This is a genomic window from Rossellomorea marisflavi, assembly GCF_022170785.1.
GTDB classification, from domain to species: domain Bacteria; phylum Bacillota; class Bacilli; order Bacillales; family Bacillaceae_B; genus Rossellomorea; species Rossellomorea marisflavi_B.
Genome location: NZ_CP081870.1, coordinates 3,965,026 through 3,984,405 on the forward strand (window position 1 = coordinate 3,965,026; position 19,380 = coordinate 3,984,405).

The following is a 19,380-nucleotide window of genomic DNA, read 5'->3' on the forward strand; positions in this document are numbered from 1 at the left end:
TTTCTTCGCACTGCAAAAGCCCCTTCCTAATGGAAAGGGCGCAAGGATCATGTATGAGCAAGGTCTTTCTTCGTCTTGATATCCTCAATGGAGCTGAAGCCTTTGTACGCAAGCCACATGTTCAAATGGACGAATAATGTAAAACCGAAAAGTGGGATGAAACCGGGAAATGATATGAAAAAGTAATAGGTCGACAGTGTCGCTATGATCATGAGCACGAGATTCCCCGGCTGCAGGAAGCCGATTAATAGCGCCTGCTTGAAGGTCTGGAAGAACTTCAGGTTGTAATGGACATAGACCGGTAGAATATACGTGAGCAGGATGATCAGGATGAAGCCCATCAGCATGAGGAGGTACTGGATGATGGTATAGATCGTCCCTTCCATCTGACGGAAAAAGTGAAGATCGACGTACCAGAGCAGCACGAATCCTGCCAATGAAAAGAACAGTCCGTTGGCACGGAAGAACTCTTTCCTATAAGTCTCCCAAAATCTTTTGATGAGGGGAAGGTCTTCCACCCCCATGACCGCTTTCCGGGTGACGGCATACATCGCCACTGTACTCGGACCGATCCCTAAGACCACTCCTCCAAGCAGGGTGCAGCCGATCCAGAGCAGATTCAAAATGGCAAAGTGCGTGATCCATCTGCAGAAGTTCAACACCCCATTGATCAATCGTCCCATTTCCATGGTATCCCTCTTTTCCGTTCCATTATTGGTGCATCGGTTCTTTTTTCATCAATTCTTCAATGGTGACGGGGCGGTGCTCCTTGACGGATCTCCATACTGCCTCACCCGTCATGACCGCATAGGCTCCGTCCTCGCTTCCAGATAGGATCTTATACGGGCGGAGCGGATCTTCCCCGAGGAAGAGGTCTTCCTGGATCAGGGGATCTCCACCGCCGTGGCCGCCCTGATTCTTCACGACATGGATCACTTCCTTCGATCCGAAGAGCGGGAAATAGTCAATGGTCTGTTCCGGAACAGGGAACGGCACCCTGGACGGTGCATGGAATTCCGTCGTCTCCAGGCGGCCCTTTGTTCCGTTTATAGCCAGTCGATACCCTTCATATGGCAGGGAGAAATTGATGGAATAGCTTAATAGGCTACCCCTGTCATACTTGACGGTCGCTGTATACGTATCTTCAATGGCAATCTCCGAATCGAAGATGCACTGGTCGGGACGGTAACCGGTATACGTTTCCTTCCGCTTCTCGTCAGACGTGATATGATCGTCTTCTACCGTGATGCTGTTGCTCCTTGAGTTCCATCTAGAGTAGTAGGAACAGTCCCGCTTCACTTCGCACGTATGGCAGTGACGCCCGTCAACCTGGTCAGGATTGTATTCACTCTCATTTCCGTAGTAGTTCAGATCCCCGTACGCGAACACTTCTACCGGTTTCTGGTCTAGCCACCAGTTGATGAGGTCAAAGTGGTGACTCGACTTATGGATGGATAATCCCCCGGAATGATCCCGGTTCCTGTTCCAGCGCTGGAAATAACTTGATCCATGATACGTGTCGATATACCAATTCAAATCGACGGATGTGATCCGCCCAAGCTTCCCGGACAGGATGAATTCTTTGATCTTGGTGTGATACGGGCTATACCGGTAATTAAAGGTGACTGTCACCTTCCCCTTGCTCTTTTTCTCCGCCTCCATCACCCTGCGGCTGTCGGCAGCGTTTGTTGTCATCGGCTTTTCTGAAATCACATCAAGATCTCGGTTAAGCGCTTTCTCAATATACGTGATATGAGTGTCATCGCGGCCTGCGACAATGATGACGTCAGGTCTCGTTTCGTCCACCATCCGTTCGAACTCATCTTCCTTATACTCAGGCACTCCCTGTGTGGACGGATAGTCCTGTTTACACACGGCGAACCGCTTCGGATCTTTATCCAGCAGGGCGACCAGCCTTGCCTGCTGGTTAAAGTTCTTAAGCATAGGCTGGATGAACATGGTGATTGCGCGGTTACTGACGCCGCATACGGCATATTTTTTCATTTGAATTCCTCCCCTTTGTTCCTTATTCCATTCTATAGCTGTGGAAGGATATCCTGCATTTCAAGGCTGCAAAGTACAAAAGAACCGACGCCATGAAGATCATTTTCAATGACCGGACGTTCCACATAGTGCGTGTAGTCCCCCACCCCGGTGCCGATGCAGATCTCCGGCATGATGAAGAGGCCGTTGTCGTCAAATTTCATTCGCTTCACAAGGGCGCGGTATCCCTTAATGGCAAACTCTTTGTAGCTTTCATCAAGGACGCCTGATTTCACGGCTCTTGCAATCGTGTAGATGAAAAGAGCCGAGCAGGACGTTTCGATCCAGTTTTTAGTATCATCCGCTTTGTCGACCACCTGATACCATAGATGATTGTCAGGATGCTGATAGGAAATCAGACTTTTGGAAAGATCCCTGAGGGCACCTGAGATTTCTTCTGTCGCATGATGTCCTTCCGGGAGGAAATCGAGGATTTCGTTAAAGGTGATCCCGTACCATCCGATGGCCCTCCCCCAGAATTCAGGCGATCTGCCCGTTTCGGGGTCTGCCCATGGCTGCACCTTCTGTTCATCCCATGCATGATGGTAAAGACCGGTCTCCTCATCAAGCGTATGCTTCCTCATGAGACGCTCCTGCTCAAGGACCATTTCGAGGAGGGATGGATCACTATACTCCTTCCCGTAGTTCATAGCGAACACACCGCCCATATAGAGTCCGTCCAGCCACATTTGGTACGGGTAGCGATCTTTATGCCAGTAGCCTCCGTCCGACGTGCGGTTGAGTGTCGGGAACATATTCAATAGTTTCGTAGCGGCGATTTTATATCTCGGGTCATCCGTTTCCCGGTCAAGGGTGAAGAGAAGGAGGCCGGCCTGGATGGCGTCCAATTCCCTGCGGCTCCAGAGGAAGTTCCCGTTTTCGTCGATATTGTGATCGACATATTCCTTCACATAATCAAAGAACGCATCTCCCCCGATTTTTTCCCGAAGCTGGAGCATGCTTACCAGGAATACTCCCTGATGATAATGCCATTTTCCGTCAGGCGGCAGTTCACTCGCCTTGTAGGCTGACATAAGGGATTCACAGGCTGCCTTCCCCCATGCAAGCGGTGATGTCAATTCATTCTTCCGATTGAGTGCTGTTTCCATTCCACGTTCACTCCCGTTTAAAGTTTTTTCATATTATCCTTTCAATCCGCTCGTACTGATTCCATCCACGATGTAACGTTGGAAGAAGAAGAAAATGATGAAGATCGGAATGATACTGAGCGTCGACATGGCGAACATCGCTCCCCAGTTGGTGACGGAGTTCGGGTCAGAGAATAGCTTCAGGGCAAGGGATACCGGATACTTCTCCGGAGTGGACAAGTAAATGAGCGGACCCATGAAATCATCCCATCTCCAATAGAAGGAGAAGATGGCTGAAGTCATCATTGCCGGTACGACAAGTGGCACAATGACCCTGAAGAAGATACCGAACGTGCTGCATCCGTCGATCTTCGCTGCCTCATCAAGCTCCACCGGGATGGTCCGGATGAACTGCATGATCAGGAAGATGAAGAACGGGATCCCGAAGAAGGTCGGGAGGATGAGCGGCAGATACGTATCGATCCAGCCGAATTTGTTGAACATTATATACTGCGGGATCATGACCATCTCGAACGGCAGCATCATGGTAAGCATCATACAGATGAACCAGATGCTTTTACCCCTGAACTTGATCCGTGCAAATCCATAGGCAATGATCGTGGAGGATATGATGCTTCCCACCGTGGCGACGACGGCAATGATGGCCGAGTTGATGAAGAAGGTCTTGAAAGTGATACCGGCGAACCCTTCCCACCCTGTGATATAGTTCTCAAAATGGAGTTCATCAGGTATCAGTGAATAGGCGTTGACGAAAACGCTGGAGCTCTCTTTCAACGAGCTGCTGACCATCCAGACGAGGGGATAGATCATGATGAGGGTGAACACAATCAACAGCGTGTGCTGGACGATTTTGAACGTGCGTTTCTTATTCTGCATATGCGCTTCCTCCTTCCCTATTTGTTATCGGATTCATAGTGAACCCAGTGCTTGGATGTTTTGAAGATCAGACCTGTCAGGACGGCGATGATGATGAGCATGAACCAAGCCATGGCTGATGCATACCCCATATCGAAGTATTCAAATGCCCTTCTATACATATACAGGACGTACAAGAGCGTACTGTTCACCGGACCGCCGTTGGTGACGACGAAGCTCGGCGTAAAGGCCATGAAGCCCTGGATGATCTGCATGATCATATTGAACAGGATGACCGGTGTCAGAAGCGGCAGGGTGATGATGAAGAACTGCTTGATCGGAGAAGCCCCGTCCACACTTGATGCTTCATAATAGGTTTTCGGGATGTTCCGCAGCCCTGCAAGGAAGATCAGCATGGAAGAACCGAACTGCCATCCGTACAGGACGATCAGCGTCCAGATCGCCGTCTTCGGATCACCTAGCCATGAATGGGTCGGAATTCCGAGAAGGGCAAGGATGGAGTTGAATGCCCCGTCGTTCCCGAAAAGCTGCCTCCACATGATTGAAACCGCGATGCTTCCACCGACGACGGATGGAAGGTAGAGGAGAGTACGATACAATCCCGCCATTTCGACCACCTTATTGAGGGCGAGTGCTACAAGGAGGGCGAAGATGAGTCGGAACGGAACGGCGACACCTGCGTACATGAGGGTGACTTTGAACGATTGCCAGAACGTTTCATCCCCTGTGAACATCCGTACGTAGTTGTCAAGGCCGATCCAGTTCGGCTCACTCATCAGATCATAGTCTGTAAATGATAGATACAGTGAATAGAGGATAGGATATAAGGTCAATAGGAAGAACCCAAGAAGGAATGGCGAAATGAACAAGTATCCTGTCACATTCTGATAGTCGGATTTTTTCTTCCGTTTCGGACCGGTGGGCTTCAATTCGGTGATAGGCTTTGGATCAACGGCAGTCTCTCTCAGTACCGGAATCGGATCATCTGATTTATTCGGCAGCACGAAGGTCCACCCCTTTCTTCAATATGATGGAATAATGGCGGCCCGGTCAGGTTCGCCGGGCCGTAACAAATGCTATGGGGATAAGCTTACCTGCCCAGGATGCTTTCTGCTTTCTTGCGGAATTCTTTTGCTCCGTCTTTTGGTGACAGCTGACCGTACATGACGAGCTCATCCACTTCCTGCAGGGCACCTAGTACTTCTGACGCCTGTTGAGGATAGTTGGAATCGATCGGAGAACTGTTGTCGGTCACCATTTCGATATAATCGAATACTTTTTTGTCCGTCTCGCTCAGTGTACTGGCCATTTCATTACGGATCTCTTCTTTGATCGGCACTCCACGGTCGGACCCACCGATTTCATACACTTCAATATTATTCGTAAAGAAGTCGATGAAGCGCGCTGCCTCTTCCTTATGCTTGGAGTTTTCACTTACCGACCAGAGCATGGCAGGTTTCAGGAACATCCCTTCCCTGTTGTTGTCACCCGGAAGAAGGGTCATGGCAAGCTCCTGTTCACTTGCACTGTCAAGGGCCGTGGCCTGGTTGGACCAACGGAAATCAAATGGCGCTTTGCCGTGAACGATGAGCTCATCTTCCACCCCTTTGATCTGTTGGATTGTGTCGTAACCAGGTGCTACTCCCTCGTCGACCATCTTCTTGTTCATTTCAAAGTAATCGCTCAGCAGCTTATCATCTTTATAGCCAAGAGCCGTTCCGTCTTCGCTGAAGAGCTTCTGACCTTTTTCCCTCAAATAATATTCGAATAGGTTCTTAGGTTCCATGAGTCTGGTTCCAAATTCACCGGTCTTTTCATGGACTTTTTTAGCGATATCCATATACTCATCCCAAGACCAGTTGCCATCCAAGTTCTCTACTCCGACTTCCTTCAGCATGTCGACATTGTAGAATGCGGTGAGGGCGTTGGTCCCTGTCGGAATTCCAAGAACCTTATCTCCCTGCTTCCCGGAATCCATGATGATGTCGCTTACGCCATCTACGTTGATGGTGCCGTCTTCCACATATTCAGAGAGGTCTGCGAGAAGGTTCTTATCGGCGTACTGATTGAGATACTCCCCAAAGTTCTGCTGCATGATATCAGGCAGGTTGTTCCCCGCTGCCTGAGCGGCCATTTTCTCGAAGTATCCGTCAAAGCCCGTGAATTCAGAAGTGATCTTGATATCCGGATTTTCTTCTTCGAATTTCTTGATGATCTCCTGTGTCTGGTCATGACGGCTTTGAGAGCCCCACCATGTCATTCTCAGTTCTACTTTGCCGTCCTTCGTCTTGCCGTCCTTGCTGTCTGATGAACTCCCTGTTGAAGAAGAACATCCTGCGAGGAACGTCGTCAACACCAATCCCAGTGCCATGGTTTTCATTACTATCGGTTTCCATCTCATCCCTTTGAACCTCCCTTTATATTGAAAGCGTTTTCTTATGTCTTGTTTTATCTTAATGGATTAGGATAATTGATTAAATAAAATTTTCAGATATCTTTGTATAAAAAACAGACTTTGTTTTTTCCTTGGAACGTTTTTCTACTACCTAATACCGCTGTTGATTTCCGCGAACTTGTAGGGATCGATCCCTAAAGCGGTCCGTTCCTTTCCGCTGCAGGCACTTGCTTTCCGCGGGGAGGAAGTCGAGCCTCCTCAGCTGCGCTTCCGGGGTCTCGAGCTTTCCTCCTTCCCGCAGGAGTCAAGTGCCTTCCGCTCCAATCCACTCTGAAGGATCAATCCTACCGTGCCTATAAAAAAAGACCCCTATTGATAGAGAATAGACCTCTACAATGGAGCCTAAAAAAGCACTATTTTATACCTCTTGATCCGTCACTCAACATTCCTCTTATAATAGTAAAAGTACATGCTGAGCGGCCACCAGGTGATGGCGAAGATTGGGTAGATGGCCCAGATTTCGTGGGGGGTGGTGATGGTGTTGACGGTGATGAAGAATGCACTGATGTATATGGAGGCGATGATGGAGAATTCGAGGTGCCTCTTCGTTTTTGCATAGTACATGGACAATGGCCACCATAGGAAGACGAAGGCCGGGTAGACGGCCCATGGATGGCCCGGCTCGAGGAACAGGTTGAGTCCGGTGTAGTACAAGATGGCGACGGCGCTTCCGATCCACGAGGCTGCATAGGTCCTTGCCCATCTGCCGAGTACGGTAAAGACCGACCAGCCGATGATGGGGAAAACGGCATAAAGGGCCCACGGATAATGAGGCGTGGTCCTCATGTTCTCAATGACCAAATACAGGACAAGGATGAAGCTGACGAGGTATGAAAACACCTTGTATCTCCCTTTTCGGGTAAAAAAAACAGAGACCGGCCAGAGGATCATGGCATATGCCGGGTAAAGGGTCCAGATGAGGTCGGGATGCCGGAGTACAAAGATGTTCGTCAACGTCAGGAAGATGACGATGAGCGCACCTCCCCCAATGGCAAACGCGATATGCTGCCTTTTCATTTACGCCAACCTTTTTTCCTCAGTCTGTAATAATACATGGAGAGCGGCCACCAAAGGATGGCAAATGTCGGATAGACGAACCAGATGGTCTTCGGGGTATAGTAGAAATTGATGAACACGAAGAGGGCGATGATCAAGGCGCTTCCCCAAATGGAAAAACCGAGATTGATCTTCGTCATATCCTTTTTGGCTGTGGGAAGGGTCTCCCCTACACCGAGCTCCCGCTTCAGATCCTTGATATCGCCGAAATCGACGATGGCTTTGTTGATGGCATCTTCTTCTTCCTTGCCCTCTGCCATCAGGTCATAGACCTTTTCCTCAAGGTTCTGGATGATTTCCAGTTTCAACGCTTCTGTTCTCTCACTGTAGGGCACATCGTCAAACAAGTCCTCTACATGATGCTGAATCTTCCTCAATTTAACCCCTCCATGAACACATCTATGATTTCTTTCGTCTGTTTCCATTCTGCTGCCGCTTCCCTTAAATAGGCCCTGCCCAATGTGGTGATGCGATAATATTTCCGCTTTCCTCCATGGGAGACATCACCGAAATAGGATTCAATGAGGTCTTTTTTCTCGAGGCGCTGGAAGACCGCATACAGGGTCGCTTCCTTGATCTGGAAGCGATCGTCGGTCCGTTCGCTGATCTGCTTTGAAATTTCATATCCATACTGATCCTCTTCAAAGATCAGACGCAGGATGATGGAGTCCAGATGACCCCGGATACTGTCGCTTCGAATGATCGTTCACTCCGTTCAGAAAAGGGTTCTACTATAGAAGCTCCTTTACATTGGTATATCTCATAGAGTAATTTTACGATTTATTACTCTATGTGTCAAAGTAATTTTTCATGTAAAAAGGAGGCAACCTCAAATGGATCACCCCCCTCTCTTCATAATCAAACCTGTTCCCTGTTTAAATACTCCTTTGGTGTCACCCCGACATACTTCTTGAACACCTGTCCGAAATACCTCGGGTTATTACCGAAGCCCACCGCCTCGGCGACTTCGAAGACCTTGATCTCCCCGCTGCGTTCCATGAGGTCTACCGCTTTTTGGATTCTTTTATCCAACAGGTAGTTGGAGAATTTCTCTCCTTTTTCCTTTTTGAACAGCTTGCCGATATAGTCTGAGTTCATATAGAGGACGTCGTTGGCCACCTGAGAGAGGGAGAGGTCGGGATCAGATAGATGCTCATCCACGTAGTCCATCATGCGCTGGATGATGCTGCTCTGTGAGACCTTATTCCGCTGAAACCGCTCGCCTGCAATGTCACGTGCTGCATTTTCGATGAAACTCCTCAATTCTTCGAAGGAATCCAGGTTGCTGACGATCATCACGTCTTTGAGGAGATCATCCATCCTTTGTGACTGACGAATCATGAGCATGAACAGCTCAATGCAGTGGGATTTCAATACATTGACGGGATAGCGCTTCTCGTCGATCTCGATAAAAAAATGCCTCAGATGGCACTCGGCCTCTTCCACGTTTCCACTTTTCAGCATATAGAGGAACTCATCGTGATCAAAAAGGAGGGTATCATTGCTGACGGCCTCATCCCTTACGTCCCTTGTCGTCAGGATACTGTTATTCCCCAGATAAAAACTTTGGGACAAGCAGGAGATCGTCTCCCCGTATGCTTCTTTCAGTCCTTCCGGCGTGCTCGGTTCACTTAAAGCCGTGGTAAACGTTTTACGATAATATGTGGAATACTCTTTCCTGAACTCCTTGATATGTTCGATGAGCTCCCGTTCTCCGGCGGCTTCTCCTTCAATGAGGAGCAGGATGCGCTCTCCGGTGATAGTGGACAGGATGATGTGGTGATGCTTCAACAGCTCGTTCGTCAGTGCTTCCTTCAAAACGAAGCGCTCATCGATGTCATGATCATCATCAAGATGGAATACAAGAATCCGGTACGTCTCTTCCCTGAGATCAAAGAGCTTCCCGTAGTGCTCCCAGTCTTCCGGCCAATAGGTCTTTCCCGTAAGGTAATCCTTGAGGAACTGTTCCTTAGCGATGGGAAGGACCCTGTGCAGACTTTGCTGGATTTCCTGATAGACCTCCTGCTTCTGCTTTTCTTCATCAAGCCCCTCTACGATTTGTTGAAGGGCCTCCTCTATCTTCTCTTCGTTGCTCGGCTTCAGAAGATAATGCTTGACGTTATACTCCATGACCCCTTTTGCATATTCAAACTCATCATAACCCGAGAGGACGATGAACCGGATATGGGGATGGATAGCGTGAACCTTCTGGATGAGCTCCACCCCGTTCATCCCTGGCATCTTGATATCAGTAATGACGATATCGACGGGGTTTTCCCGGATCCACTCGTAGGCCATCACCCCATTATGCGCCTTGTACGTCAATTCCGTTCCGCACTCTCCCCAGCGCACGAGGGCTGCGATCCCCTCCAGGATATTCAGCTCATCATCTGCAATCAACACGCTATACATGTCCTTCACCTCCGCTATAAGGTATGATGATCTTCACTTTTGTCCCGACACCCGGGGTCGACTCGATCCTGACCCCGTATTCCTCACCGAACATGAGCTTGATCCGTTCAATGATATTCTTCAGTCCTATGCCTGAGCTTTTGGAGTGGATCTCTCCCCTGTAGATCGCCTGGATGCGTTCCTCGCTCATCCCCGGACCGTTATCCTCGACAACGATCTCGATCTCCCTGCCCTTCGGATATATATAAACATTGATTTCGCACTGGGAGGTCATCTCCTCGAGACCATGGGCCATGGCATTTTCGACGATTGGCTGGATACTGAGCTTCGGGATCAAGTGGCTCTCCAAATCCAATAAGCTGTGGGATGAGAATTTCAATCGATTTTCAAACCGATATTCCTGGATGGTGACGTAATGCTTCACGATTTCCATCTCATCCTTCAGGGTCACAAGGGCTTCTTTCTTACTGATGATATTTCTCATCATATTACCCAGGGCCTCCACCATGACGGAAATCTTCTTTTGTTGGCTGATCCTCGCCATCCAGTTGATGGAATCAAGGGTGTTGTAGAGGAAATGTGGATTGATCTGCGCCTGCAGCGCCTTATACTCGGTTTCTTTGATCATAAGCTGCTTTGTATAGTTTTCCTTGATCAGCTCATTGATCTTATCGATCATGATGCGGAAGTTGGAGTGAAGGAGACCGATCTCGTCTTCATTTTCTGTCTCTGTCCGCTCAAGGCCGTGTTCAAAGTTCCCCGATTGCACTTCTTTCATATTCCTCGACAAATTCTCGAGTGGCTTCGAGATGAATTCTGCCGCCTTCCTGCTTACGATGATGGAGAGGATGAACATGGAGATGAAGGTGAAGATCATGATACTCTTCACGACGGCATTCTGCTGGGTGATATCACTGAACGGAAGGAAATGATAATAGGTAAGATCGGAAAAGCGCGAATGCACATAGGTGGTCATATAATCTTTTCCATTGACGCGCTCATTCTCATACCCGTTCCCTCTTTCCTCATCTGGCGTTCGGATGGGCCCGATTTCACTATCCGGATTCTGATAGAAGATCTCATCCCCATTGGTGATGATGAAGTTTTTGTTCGGGGAAAAATTAAGGGCTTCCTCGATCAGTTTGTTCATATCAACGGATATGATCAAATAGCCCATTTTCTTGAGCTCGAGATTCTCCTTTGAACGGATGAGACGCGCAGAGGAAATGATGTTTTCCTCTTCTTTATTCTTCGACCATACATTGGACCCTTTGGAGGCAGCGACGATGGGGAGAATTTCTTTCTTATCAAGTTCTACCTTGGTATTGAATCCGTACGTGTATTTTGAGCCTGTACTGTCGATGACCTGGATGGCGGCGATGTAGGGTTCTGAGGTGGCAAAGTAAAGGAGCCGTTCCTGAAGGCGGACTTTCGCCTGATAGATGTCAATATTGACGTCGCTATCTTGGATGATGCGGAGATCTTTCTGGACCTGGTCGTCCGTGATGACCTGGAAGGATAGATCTTCAACGCCTGCCAGTTCTTCGTCGAGGACGGTGGAGGAAAGTTGGAGCATGGCAGCCGATTCCTCCGAGATCCTGTCTTCGTACATGCTGGTGAAGAATTGGTAGCTGATGATTCCCAAGAGGCCGAATATGGTGAGGAGGAGGAGGGAGACTGCAAATATTTTGTTGCGGATTTTCAAGTTTCGGAATATAGGTTTGATCTGCATGCCCTGGCTCCTCCGATCGTTTCCGTCTATTATATCATCGCTTCCTGATCGTGAGAACGCTTACTTTTTTGGGCGGATCCGCTAGCTTGCTAGGATTACGATGATTTAGGAGACGAAAGAATGGTGTTCAAATCTCATGGTTCACCCATGTATTTGCTTTGAGTGAGATAATATGGGGAGCGTTCCGTTTCGCTGCGGGTGGCCGCTTTCCGCGGGGCCGGTGGTGAGCCGCTTCGGCTGCGCCTGCAGGGTCTCACCTACCTGCCTTTTCCGCAGGAGTCCGCCACCCTCCGCTTCACTTCACTCTTTGATGCTGAAAGTAGAGTTTTGATTTACCTGTACGTAGTTGGAGAGTTCTCATATTGAATTAGAGAATACTAAACGGGCTAGATTAAAATGACCGGGTTGCGCGTTCTACTCAGAAGGGTTTGACAAGGGGGTTCCCTATCAACCTTTCATCCAGAAGCAAGGAGGTCATTGAAGCGAAAAAGGAACCGGGCACCATTCTAAAAATTGTTTTTTGAAACCGGTCTACCTTACCACTCTCTCATTCAAAACCAAAGAGTGCATTGAAGCGGAAGGCGCTTGACTCCCGCGGAAAAGGAGGTGTGGGGAGACCCCGCAGGCACGAGGAGGCTCACCGTCCTCCCCGCTGGAAAGCAAGCGCCTGCAGCGAAAAGGAACGGTCTCTTCCCAACTCTCACTTTTCTAAAAGAATTCTAATATTCTCCAGAGGAGGCCCTTACCTTCTACACCACTAATAACATTTTCGGTACCATTCTAAATGATCTGGTTTCACTACCAGCCTCCTCACCACTATCTCCCCCTAAACCAAAGAGTGCATTGAAGCGGAAGGCGTTTGACTCCTGCGGAAAAGGAGGTGCGGGGAGACCCCTCAGGCACGAGGTGGCTCACCGTCCTCCCCGCTGGAAAGCAAGCGCCTGCAGCGTAAAGGAACGATCTATTCCCAACTCTCACTTTTCTAAAAGAATTCTAATATTTTCCAGAGGAAACCCTTACCTTCTACACCACTAATAACATTTTCGGTACCATTCTAAATGATCCGGTTTCACTACCAACCTCCTCTCCACTATCTCCCCCAAAACCAAAGAGTGCATTGAAGCGGAAGGCGCTTGACTCCCGCGGAAAAGGAGGTGCGGGGAGACCCCGCAGGCACGAGAAGGCTCACCGCCCTCCCCGCTGGAAAGCAAGCGCCTGTAGCGTAAAGGAACGATCTCTTTTTCAATTCTTCCTTTTTTAAAAGAATTCTAGTGTTCCCCAGAGGGAGGCAAGGCCTACACCTACCACATATCTATAAAATTCACCGGTCCATTCTATATGACATGAATTTCAATACCAGTCCACCCCACCACGATTCCTATCGAAAATCAAAGAGTACATGGAAGCCAAAAGGAACGGTCTCCTTCAAAAACCAAAAAAAGAAGAAAGCCCTCAAGCTTCCTTCTTAAGACCAGCCTCTTCGCCCAGAGCCCCTGATGCTTTACGGACAATATATATCACAGCGAAAAGACCGACCAATTCCCCAATCGAAACGGCAATGGCCCCGTTTGTACCATTCCACTGCGGAACCATATAAACAAGCAGGGTGAGACATACAACAGCAGCCACAATATTCATCACCTGAGCCATGAGCATTTTCTTTGTCAACCGCTTCAGCATCAGGAAGCCATTCAAAAAGTCCACCCAAGGGAAAACAAGCGTTTTGAAGAGAAAGAACTGCATGACATAGAGTGTAGTCTTGGATAGTTCTGGATCCGCTCCCATCACCGAGCTCATGAAGACATCTCCAATCGGCGTATAGCAGAGAATGATCAGAAGAAAAGAAGGCAATAGGCTCACAAAGGAGAAAAATCTGATCACCTTTTTCTTGTTCTTATCATACAGCTGCAGAACGAGCTGATGCGTGTACATAAAAAAGCTTAAGAGTAAATTCACGATACTATAGGCAAGGGCAAAGGAAGCGATACTCATTTCAATATTTTGTGACTGAGAAAGGAAGATATAAATAATCGGGATTAAAAAGGTCTGAATGACAAAATAAAAAACAAGGGGCGTGTAGAATTGCGAAATCTCCTTAATAGTCAGACCCGGACCTTTCGCGGGGTAATAGGTTTTCAGAAGACCGTTTCCCTTCCAAACACTGATGGCACATTCCACCATCATCCCGATGAGAAAGATCATGGCACCCGCCATACTCGTTACATGATCAAATGCAACAAACAAATAGGCGGCCAAAAACATGAGGAACAGCCGAACAACGACCATGATCGAAAGCCACTTGGTTTCAAGCTGACTAATGATAATCCCCTGATAGATTCCTCTTACCCCGGAAAATATGATAACAAGGAAGATTACTTTAAACGTGTCCGAAATGGTCGAGACCATATTGAGATCGGCATTGAAAAGGGTCACATATACCCAATCCCCTACAGAGGTATAAGCCAATAGCAGACTGAATCCTGCAAGCAGGGCAATCACAATAAGCATGAACATATTTAATTTCTTAAATCCAGGACGGTCCTTCACAAGGGTCGAGCACGTCTGCCGGAACACAATGATCGGCCGTTCTACGATACCGAATAGCGAAAGGGCCACGGCGTAGCAGGCAATAATGAATGCCGCATTCTCCCCCCTGCTCAGCGTGCCATTGATAATGATGTGTGTGAGAGACGTCAAGCTCGCGGAAAAGCCGAGAGGAATGAAGAATGCTGCAAGTTTCCCATAGGTGAATCGTGTGGATTGGTCCACTTTACCCCTTCTTTCTAAAGTCGGCGCCTCACCAGGATGGCGGGCCGCTCTTGTTGTGCTCCATCCAGCTGAACCGTTTCCACAGGGAAGTCACCCGTGAAAGTGAGAATCTTTGGTTCATCTTCCACTAGAATGGTATCTTCTGATTTTACTCCTGCTACACTTGGGTTCCAAGCATAAATCTGATCATTTTTCACAGATTTTGCCGAAAGTCCGGGAAGAAGGAGCTGCTCACGGGAGGCGAATCCGCTCAATCCACCCTGATGATGGAACGTCCATTCATCAGGGAACCCTGTATCTTCATACGCCTGTTTCATTTCGCTGAAAAGGTGAGCGAAATCAGCACCGGAACGGGTGGCATTGATCATGCGCGCATCAATGGTGGTGACAGCTTCATGTCTCCTTGTGAGATCTCCGCCCGGATTGCCGAAATGGACCAAGCGCGAGACAGACATGAACCTTCCATTCCTCCGGGCACACAGGACAAGCATAACGTACTCGTCAATCACTGTATTCGTCGGCAGTGGATGCCTTCTCGTAAACACCCGGCGATCTGCAGCCACGAGGTTCACCACCGGCTCGATTCCCCTTTCCCAGCAGGCTCTCGCCATGAGTCCGGCTACTTCGAACTCTGTCATCCCCCTTGTAAGATGGAAGGCTGCACTCTCGATGGCCGCACCCGTTTCTTTCCCGAACGTCTTCACCTCTTCCTTCTCACCAGAAAGAACCACGGTCCGCAGGGGCTGCAGGATTCCTTCAAGCTCCTGATCAGTCGTATAGCCCTCCAGTGAAAGGGGCTCATACCAGGGAAACTCCCGAACGTCATCGAAATGTGAGCCGAACTCCTCCTCGATCAGTCTCTTGCTCTCTATATTGTTCACAAACAAGGTAATGTCTTCCCCTGTCAGGAGGATGGAGGCCACGGCTCTTTCTGTTGCCGGGTTGACATGACTTCTCCCACCTGTCAGCCATGATACATTTTTTTGCTGTGTGAGAAGGACCGCTTTTGTATGGCTTTCTGCGAGAGCCTTCCTGAGTGCTTTCACTTTCTGTTGAAACAAATTCATTTGGCCACTTCCATTCTTTTCGTGATTTTCGTGAAAAAAGGTCCTGCACATTTCGGTGCAGAACCGTTGGATCTTATTTGTCGTGAAGCCATTTATGATCAGGGTCTTCGAATGGATTGAGCTTGCGTCCGGTTTCTCCGGCCATGAACCATAGGTAATACACTCTATAACCGCCGGCGCTTCCGACGGGATGATAGCCTACATCAATGGCAAAGCTATCCCCGTGGCGAATCGGATAGGCGGTGTCGATAGAGCCGTCTTTCGTGTAGTGGTGCTGAACACCGAAGCCTTGTTCGGGATCAACCTGATAATGGTAGATTTCTTCGAGATTCGGTTCTTCGGGAGCAAACTCCCCGTCATGCTTGTGAGGTGGATAGCCTGACCACTGACCTTCATCATTGATCGTTTCCCCGAGGACGATGCGGTCCACCTTGCCATCTGCATTGTCAGCAAGAATGTCATAGACGGTCCTGTTCCACTGCTTTTCCCCGCGCTTATGAACCGTGACTTGATCCGGACCGACGACGAACGGTGCGAATTTATTTTCGGCCTTCACCTTGCAGACGGCAATCTTGACGTCTGATTCCGCCTTCACACTGAAAGAAGACTGAATCGGCACATACACGGTCGTCGCCTGGCCTTCGAACACGGAAGAACGACCGCCGAGACCCGTCCATTCTTCTCCGTCTGCCCCAACGCTAGCCTTACCTGTCAATATGACAAGAGCATGCTCATAGTCGCCTGTCTGCCCTGAAAATTCCTCTCCTTCATCAAGTTGGAGCTTTCCGAATGAAAGGAATTCGAGATGCTCATAGCCTTCTCCGAAGATATCCTGGTAGCCTTTTTGATCACTTGCTTTGATGAATCGTGTCATCATGCCATCCCCCTTAAAATAACAACGTTGTTATTTTGAAGTATACGTGATTAGTCAGAATGTTTCAACTCATAAATGAACAGAAGTGAAAAAAGATGATCCCGGATTTGAACAAACCGGGATCATCTTCTCATCAAGGACGAAGAATGCGGTGGCCGGCTGCTTTTTGCAGACGGTTCATGACCGCGAGACCGACGCCCTCTTCCGGGAACACTTCGGAATAAATGATATCGAGTTCATATTTGTTGAACGCTCTCAGCGTGTCATACAAATGATGAGCGACGCTGAGCAGGTCGTTCCTGGATCCCGCTGTCAAGATGACCTCGGCTTCATAAAGAGAAGCAGATTCCTCCGTGGTCAGGACTCCCACTCTCAATCCTTCCCGCTTCCTGGCATCAACAAGCTTCTGGATGTCTTCACCGATTCCCTCTACAAGGTAGACGGGGGCGTCCGGTGCATAATGGGTATACTTCATTCCCGGGGACTTCGGCGCACCTTTCCCTTCCTTCAATGAAGGATCCACGTCTACCCGGCCCACTACTTCTTCAAGCTGCTCCCTCGTGACGCCTCCTGGACGGAGGACCACAGGGATATCCGACGTGCAATCCACAACCGTCGATTCCACCCCGACGCCCGTTTCACCAGCATTGACGACACCGGCGATCTTCCCATCAAGATCTTCAATGACATGATGGGCCGTTGTCGGACTCGGCCTGCCGGACCGGTTGGCACTCGGTGCAGCGATGGGAAGTCCGCTTTCTTCGATGAGGGATAGGGCAACAGGATGGTCCGGCATCCTGATTCCCACGGAATCCAAACCGGCGGTTACACGTTTAGAGAAAACGCCTGGTTTATTTTTAAAGATCAAGGTGAGGGGACCCGGCCAGTATGCATCCATAAGCAGATGCGCCTTATCCGGGATCTCCTCGACCAGTTCATTCAACTGTTGTTTGTTCGCAATGTGGACAATGAGTGGATTATCCGATGGCCGACCTTTGGCAAGGAAGATTTTCTCCACGGCTTCATCAGAGGTAGCATTTGCTCCAAGGCCATAGACGGTCTCTGTCGGAAAAGCTACTGTTTCATTTTTACGTAAATGGGCAGCTGCATCCACAATCTGTGGATAACTTTTTTGGTTACCCACATCGTTTTCCACATTCCAAATTTTCATCATCGTGTTCATCCACCTTTTTCATTCGCTTGGCCACTTATTCACTGGATGGGGATAAACCCTTCATAAATAAGCTTTCTATACGATTGCTCTTTTGAAAGTATAAAAGAAAAGAGTGAATTTCTCAAGTGCTATCCACAATCCGTGTACAATCGACCTTTGACTGTGGATAACCCTGTGGATGAGTGTGTATAATTTCTGAAAACATCAATTGTTTCGTCATTAATTTTTTCTCTTGCGGTTAGAAAGTAGCCTCATCAGGGGTAAAACGGTCCCTACTTTAACTCTTATTAGCATTCGTTCATTATAAAGAACAATTTCACATATCCAGCTTCATGACCATGCAGTTATCCACAGTGGATAACTTCTGCGCGTGGACGAATCCAGCTAAATCATCTACAAAGGAACTTTCACTGAATCCCAAGAGGTGAAAGAAACGCAGTGAAGCCTGGCGGTTCGTAATGAGATAGAGCCGTTCAATTTCCTTTTCTTTGGCGAGTTTCAAGCTTTCCTGGAAAAGGGCAAATAACTCTTCAGTGCTAAATGACGGCGTGACGACGAGGGAACGCAGCAGCCCCACTTTACCGCGGGTCTCGATTCCCAATGTACCGATGATGTCTCCCTCTTCATTCTCTACGACAAGGAAGCGGTCGATGCTCCCGTATACGCCTTCCGTGCTTAAGTCCGCTTGCTTTAAAAAGGCAATGATCGGCAGTGCGTCGGCGATCACAGCCTGACGAATGGTCTTCGACATAGTGATTGTCCTCCCTTTTCTATCATCCTTACTGTAAGTGTATGAGTAGCTAGAGAAAGTAGAACATAAAAAGAGAGCCATATCGGCTCTCTTCAGGCTTATTGGAATAGTCCTTTGACCATATCGACGATGAAGAAACGGACTTCGACTTCCTCTTCCTCCTCTTCGGCAAATACCGGCTGATTCTGAGTTTCCTCTGCATCAGATACGTTCACCTGTGCAGCGTCCGTTTGAATTTCTTCGGTTAGGTGCTTCTCCGCTTTGACGGCTGGTTCTTCCACGATGGCATCTTTATCGCCATTCTGTGTTGCCTTCTCCTCTGGTTCACTTGCAGGAGAGTCTTCCTGCTCATCTGCTTGAGCGTCCGCTTCAGGCATTGTATCTTGCTTTATTTCTGGGTCTGCCATCACACGGTCATCCGCTGTTGTGACTTCCTTTCCGCTCGCTTCCACTTTCGTTTCAAATCCTTGGCTGCTGACGGCATTCCCGGTAGAGAAATCCAGGAAGCATAGAGGTGGATACAGGACGCACCACCAGTTTGCTCCTTCTCCTTTGCCGAGGGTGATCAGGACGGCTTCATATTCACCTGCAGGATAGAGGAACTGACCGTAAAGCTTGGTAGGAAAATCGACCTTACCGAATTCGATGGCTACACTCTGGCTTACTCCTTCTTCCTTCAACACGTCCTGGGCGATTTCCTTCAATTGCGGTAGTCCTTCCTTGATGACGCTCTTGGCTTCTTCCTTATCCTGAAGCTCGGATACCCAGCTGGTTATTTCCTTGTTGACCTCATCGCGGACGAGACGCTTGACGTTTTGATCTTCATCCCGGTCACTATTGGCCAAAATCCTTAGCCTGATCGCATCCTCCGGGATCATGACGGTTTCCTGCGCACTTGTTACGGCTTCTTGCTTCGGAATATATAAACTCAAGATCGTGCCTACTGATAGAATGAGTAAGTAGCTTAATACCAATTGTTTTGTTTTCATGTTTCTCTCCACCTTCCCTTAGTCACATTGTGGACAAGGTGGGGACATCTTAAACTAGTAAAATGATTTTTTC

17 protein-coding genes are annotated in these 19,380 nt (G+C 48.6%); all 17 read right to left on the reverse strand.

The annotated features are described in order from the left end of the window. Positions 1–47 precede the first annotated feature (47 nt). Positions 48–683 carry a YesL family protein gene (locus K6T23_RS20475; RefSeq protein ID WP_238283167.1) on the reverse strand — a complete coding sequence of 212 codons (636 nt, stop codon included), beginning with the start codon at positions 681–683 and terminating at the stop codon, positions 48–50. A 28-nt stretch (positions 684–711) separates the two neighbouring features. Continuing rightward, on the reverse strand, positions 712–2,004 hold the full coding sequence (locus tag K6T23_RS20480) for a Gfo/Idh/MocA family protein (RefSeq protein ID WP_238283168.1): 1,293 nt from the start codon (positions 2,002–2,004) through the stop codon (positions 712–714). A 32-nt stretch (positions 2,005–2,036) separates the two neighbouring features. Continuing rightward, a complete protein-coding gene (locus tag K6T23_RS20485) occupies positions 2,037–3,152 on the reverse strand; it encodes a glycoside hydrolase family 88/105 protein (RefSeq protein ID WP_238283169.1) in 1,116 nt (371 codons plus the stop codon). Between the two features lie 33 nt (positions 3,153–3,185). Beyond that, on the reverse strand, positions 3,186–4,028 hold the full coding sequence (locus tag K6T23_RS20490) for a carbohydrate ABC transporter permease (RefSeq protein ID WP_238283170.1): 843 nt from the start codon (positions 4,026–4,028) through the stop codon (positions 3,186–3,188). Between the two features lie 17 nt (positions 4,029–4,045). Further along, a complete protein-coding gene (locus K6T23_RS20495; RefSeq protein ID WP_142130386.1) occupies positions 4,046–4,966 on the reverse strand; it encodes a carbohydrate ABC transporter permease in 921 nt (306 codons plus the stop codon). Between the two features lie 152 nt (positions 4,967–5,118). After that, a complete protein-coding gene (locus K6T23_RS20500) occupies positions 5,119–6,429 on the reverse strand; it encodes an ABC transporter substrate-binding protein (RefSeq protein ID WP_238283171.1) in 1,311 nt (436 codons plus the stop codon). A 429-nt stretch (positions 6,430–6,858) separates the two neighbouring features. Next, positions 6,859–7,500, reverse strand: coding sequence for a hypothetical protein (locus K6T23_RS20505; RefSeq protein ID WP_238283172.1), 642 nt, complete (start codon positions 7,498–7,500; stop codon positions 6,859–6,861). Beyond that, positions 7,497–7,916 carry a permease prefix domain 1-containing protein gene (locus K6T23_RS20510; RefSeq protein ID WP_238283173.1) on the reverse strand — a complete coding sequence of 140 codons (420 nt, stop codon included), beginning with the start codon at positions 7,914–7,916 and terminating at the stop codon, positions 7,497–7,499. The genes K6T23_RS20505 and K6T23_RS20510 overlap by 4 nt, the downstream gene beginning before the upstream one ends. After that, a complete protein-coding gene (locus tag K6T23_RS20515; protein ID WP_053429650.1) occupies positions 7,913–8,242 on the reverse strand; it encodes a PadR family transcriptional regulator in 330 nt (109 codons plus the stop codon). Before K6T23_RS20515 ends, K6T23_RS20510 begins: the two co-directional genes overlap by 4 nt. Positions 8,243–8,397: 155 nt before the next feature. Continuing rightward, on the reverse strand, positions 8,398–9,951 hold the full coding sequence (locus tag K6T23_RS20520; protein ID WP_238283174.1) for a response regulator: 1,554 nt from the start codon (positions 9,949–9,951) through the stop codon (positions 8,398–8,400). After that, on the reverse strand, positions 9,944–11,683 hold the full coding sequence (locus K6T23_RS20525) for a sensor histidine kinase (protein WP_238283175.1): 1,740 nt from the start codon (positions 11,681–11,683) through the stop codon (positions 9,944–9,946). Before K6T23_RS20525 ends, K6T23_RS20520 begins: the two co-directional genes overlap by 8 nt. Positions 11,684–13,135: 1,452 nt before the next feature. After that, the gene (locus tag K6T23_RS20530; protein WP_238283176.1) at positions 13,136–14,452 is read right to left on the reverse strand and encodes a multi antimicrobial extrusion protein MatE; all 1,317 of its coding nucleotides are present in this window, start codon (positions 14,450–14,452) and stop codon (positions 13,136–13,138) included. A gap of 14 nt (positions 14,453–14,466) precedes the next feature. Then, positions 14,467–15,519: a M24 family metallopeptidase gene (locus K6T23_RS20535; protein ID WP_238283177.1), complete on the reverse strand. Its 1,053-nt coding sequence runs from the start codon at positions 15,517–15,519 to the stop codon at positions 14,467–14,469. 73 nt (positions 15,520–15,592) lie between these two features. Further along, positions 15,593–16,396 carry a 5-deoxy-glucuronate isomerase gene (gene iolB, locus K6T23_RS20540; RefSeq protein WP_238283178.1) on the reverse strand — a complete coding sequence of 268 codons (804 nt, stop codon included), beginning with the start codon at positions 16,394–16,396 and terminating at the stop codon, positions 15,593–15,595. Between the two features lie 130 nt (positions 16,397–16,526). Beyond that, entirely contained in the window at positions 16,527–17,567 is a 1,041-nt protein-coding gene (locus tag K6T23_RS20545) for an L-threonylcarbamoyladenylate synthase (RefSeq protein WP_420493482.1), read from the reverse strand. A gap of 316 nt (positions 17,568–17,883) precedes the next feature. Beyond that, positions 17,884–18,318 carry a GNAT family N-acetyltransferase gene (locus tag K6T23_RS20550; protein WP_056539220.1) on the reverse strand — a complete coding sequence of 145 codons (435 nt, stop codon included), beginning with the start codon at positions 18,316–18,318 and terminating at the stop codon, positions 17,884–17,886. Between the two features lie 98 nt (positions 18,319–18,416). Next, complete coding sequence (spoIIR, locus tag K6T23_RS20555) at positions 18,417–19,307, reverse strand: stage II sporulation protein R (RefSeq protein WP_238283180.1); 891 nt, start codon at positions 19,305–19,307, stop codon at positions 18,417–18,419. Positions 19,308–19,380 lie beyond the last annotated feature (73 nt).

Bases quoted from the DNA above. Each gene is read 5' to 3' on its own strand.
- K6T23_RS20520 (WP_238283174.1), bottom strand. From the start codon at position 9,951: ATGTATAGCGTGTTGATTGCAGATGATGAGCTGAATATCCTGGAGGGG.
- K6T23_RS20475 (WP_238283167.1), bottom strand. From the start codon at position 683: ATGGGACGATTGATCAATGGGGTGTTGAACTTCTGCAGATGGATCACG.
- K6T23_RS20545 (WP_420493482.1), bottom strand. From the start codon at position 17,567: ATGATGAAAATTTGGAATGTGGAAAACGATGTGGGTAACCAAAAAAGT.
- K6T23_RS20500 (WP_238283171.1), bottom strand. From the start codon at position 6,429: ATGAGATGGAAACCGATAGTAATGAAAACCATGGCACTGGGATTGGTG.
- K6T23_RS20550 (WP_056539220.1), bottom strand. From the start codon at position 18,318: ATGTCGAAGACCATTCGTCAGGCTGTGATCGCCGACGCACTGCCGATC.
- K6T23_RS20505 (WP_238283172.1), bottom strand. From the start codon at position 7,500: ATGAAAAGGCAGCATATCGCGTTTGCCATTGGGGGAGGTGCGCTCATC.
- K6T23_RS20485 (WP_238283169.1), bottom strand. From the start codon at position 3,152: ATGGAAACAGCACTCAATCGGAAGAATGAATTGACATCACCGCTTGCA.
- K6T23_RS20535 (WP_238283177.1), bottom strand. From the start codon at position 15,519: ATGAATTTGTTTCAACAGAAAGTGAAAGCACTCAGGAAGGCTCTCGCA.
- K6T23_RS20480 (WP_238283168.1), bottom strand. From the start codon at position 2,004: ATGAAAAAATATGCCGTATGCGGCGTCAGTAACCGCGCAATCACCATG.
- K6T23_RS20525 (WP_238283175.1), bottom strand. From the start codon at position 11,683: ATGCAGATCAAACCTATATTCCGAAACTTGAAAATCCGCAACAAAATA.
- iolB (WP_238283178.1), bottom strand. From the start codon at position 16,396: ATGATGACACGATTCATCAAAGCAAGTGATCAAAAAGGCTACCAGGAT.
- K6T23_RS20490 (WP_238283170.1), bottom strand. From the start codon at position 4,028: ATGCAGAATAAGAAACGCACGTTCAAAATCGTCCAGCACACGCTGTTG.
- spoIIR (WP_238283180.1), bottom strand. From the start codon at position 19,307: ATGAAAACAAAACAATTGGTATTAAGCTACTTACTCATTCTATCAGTA.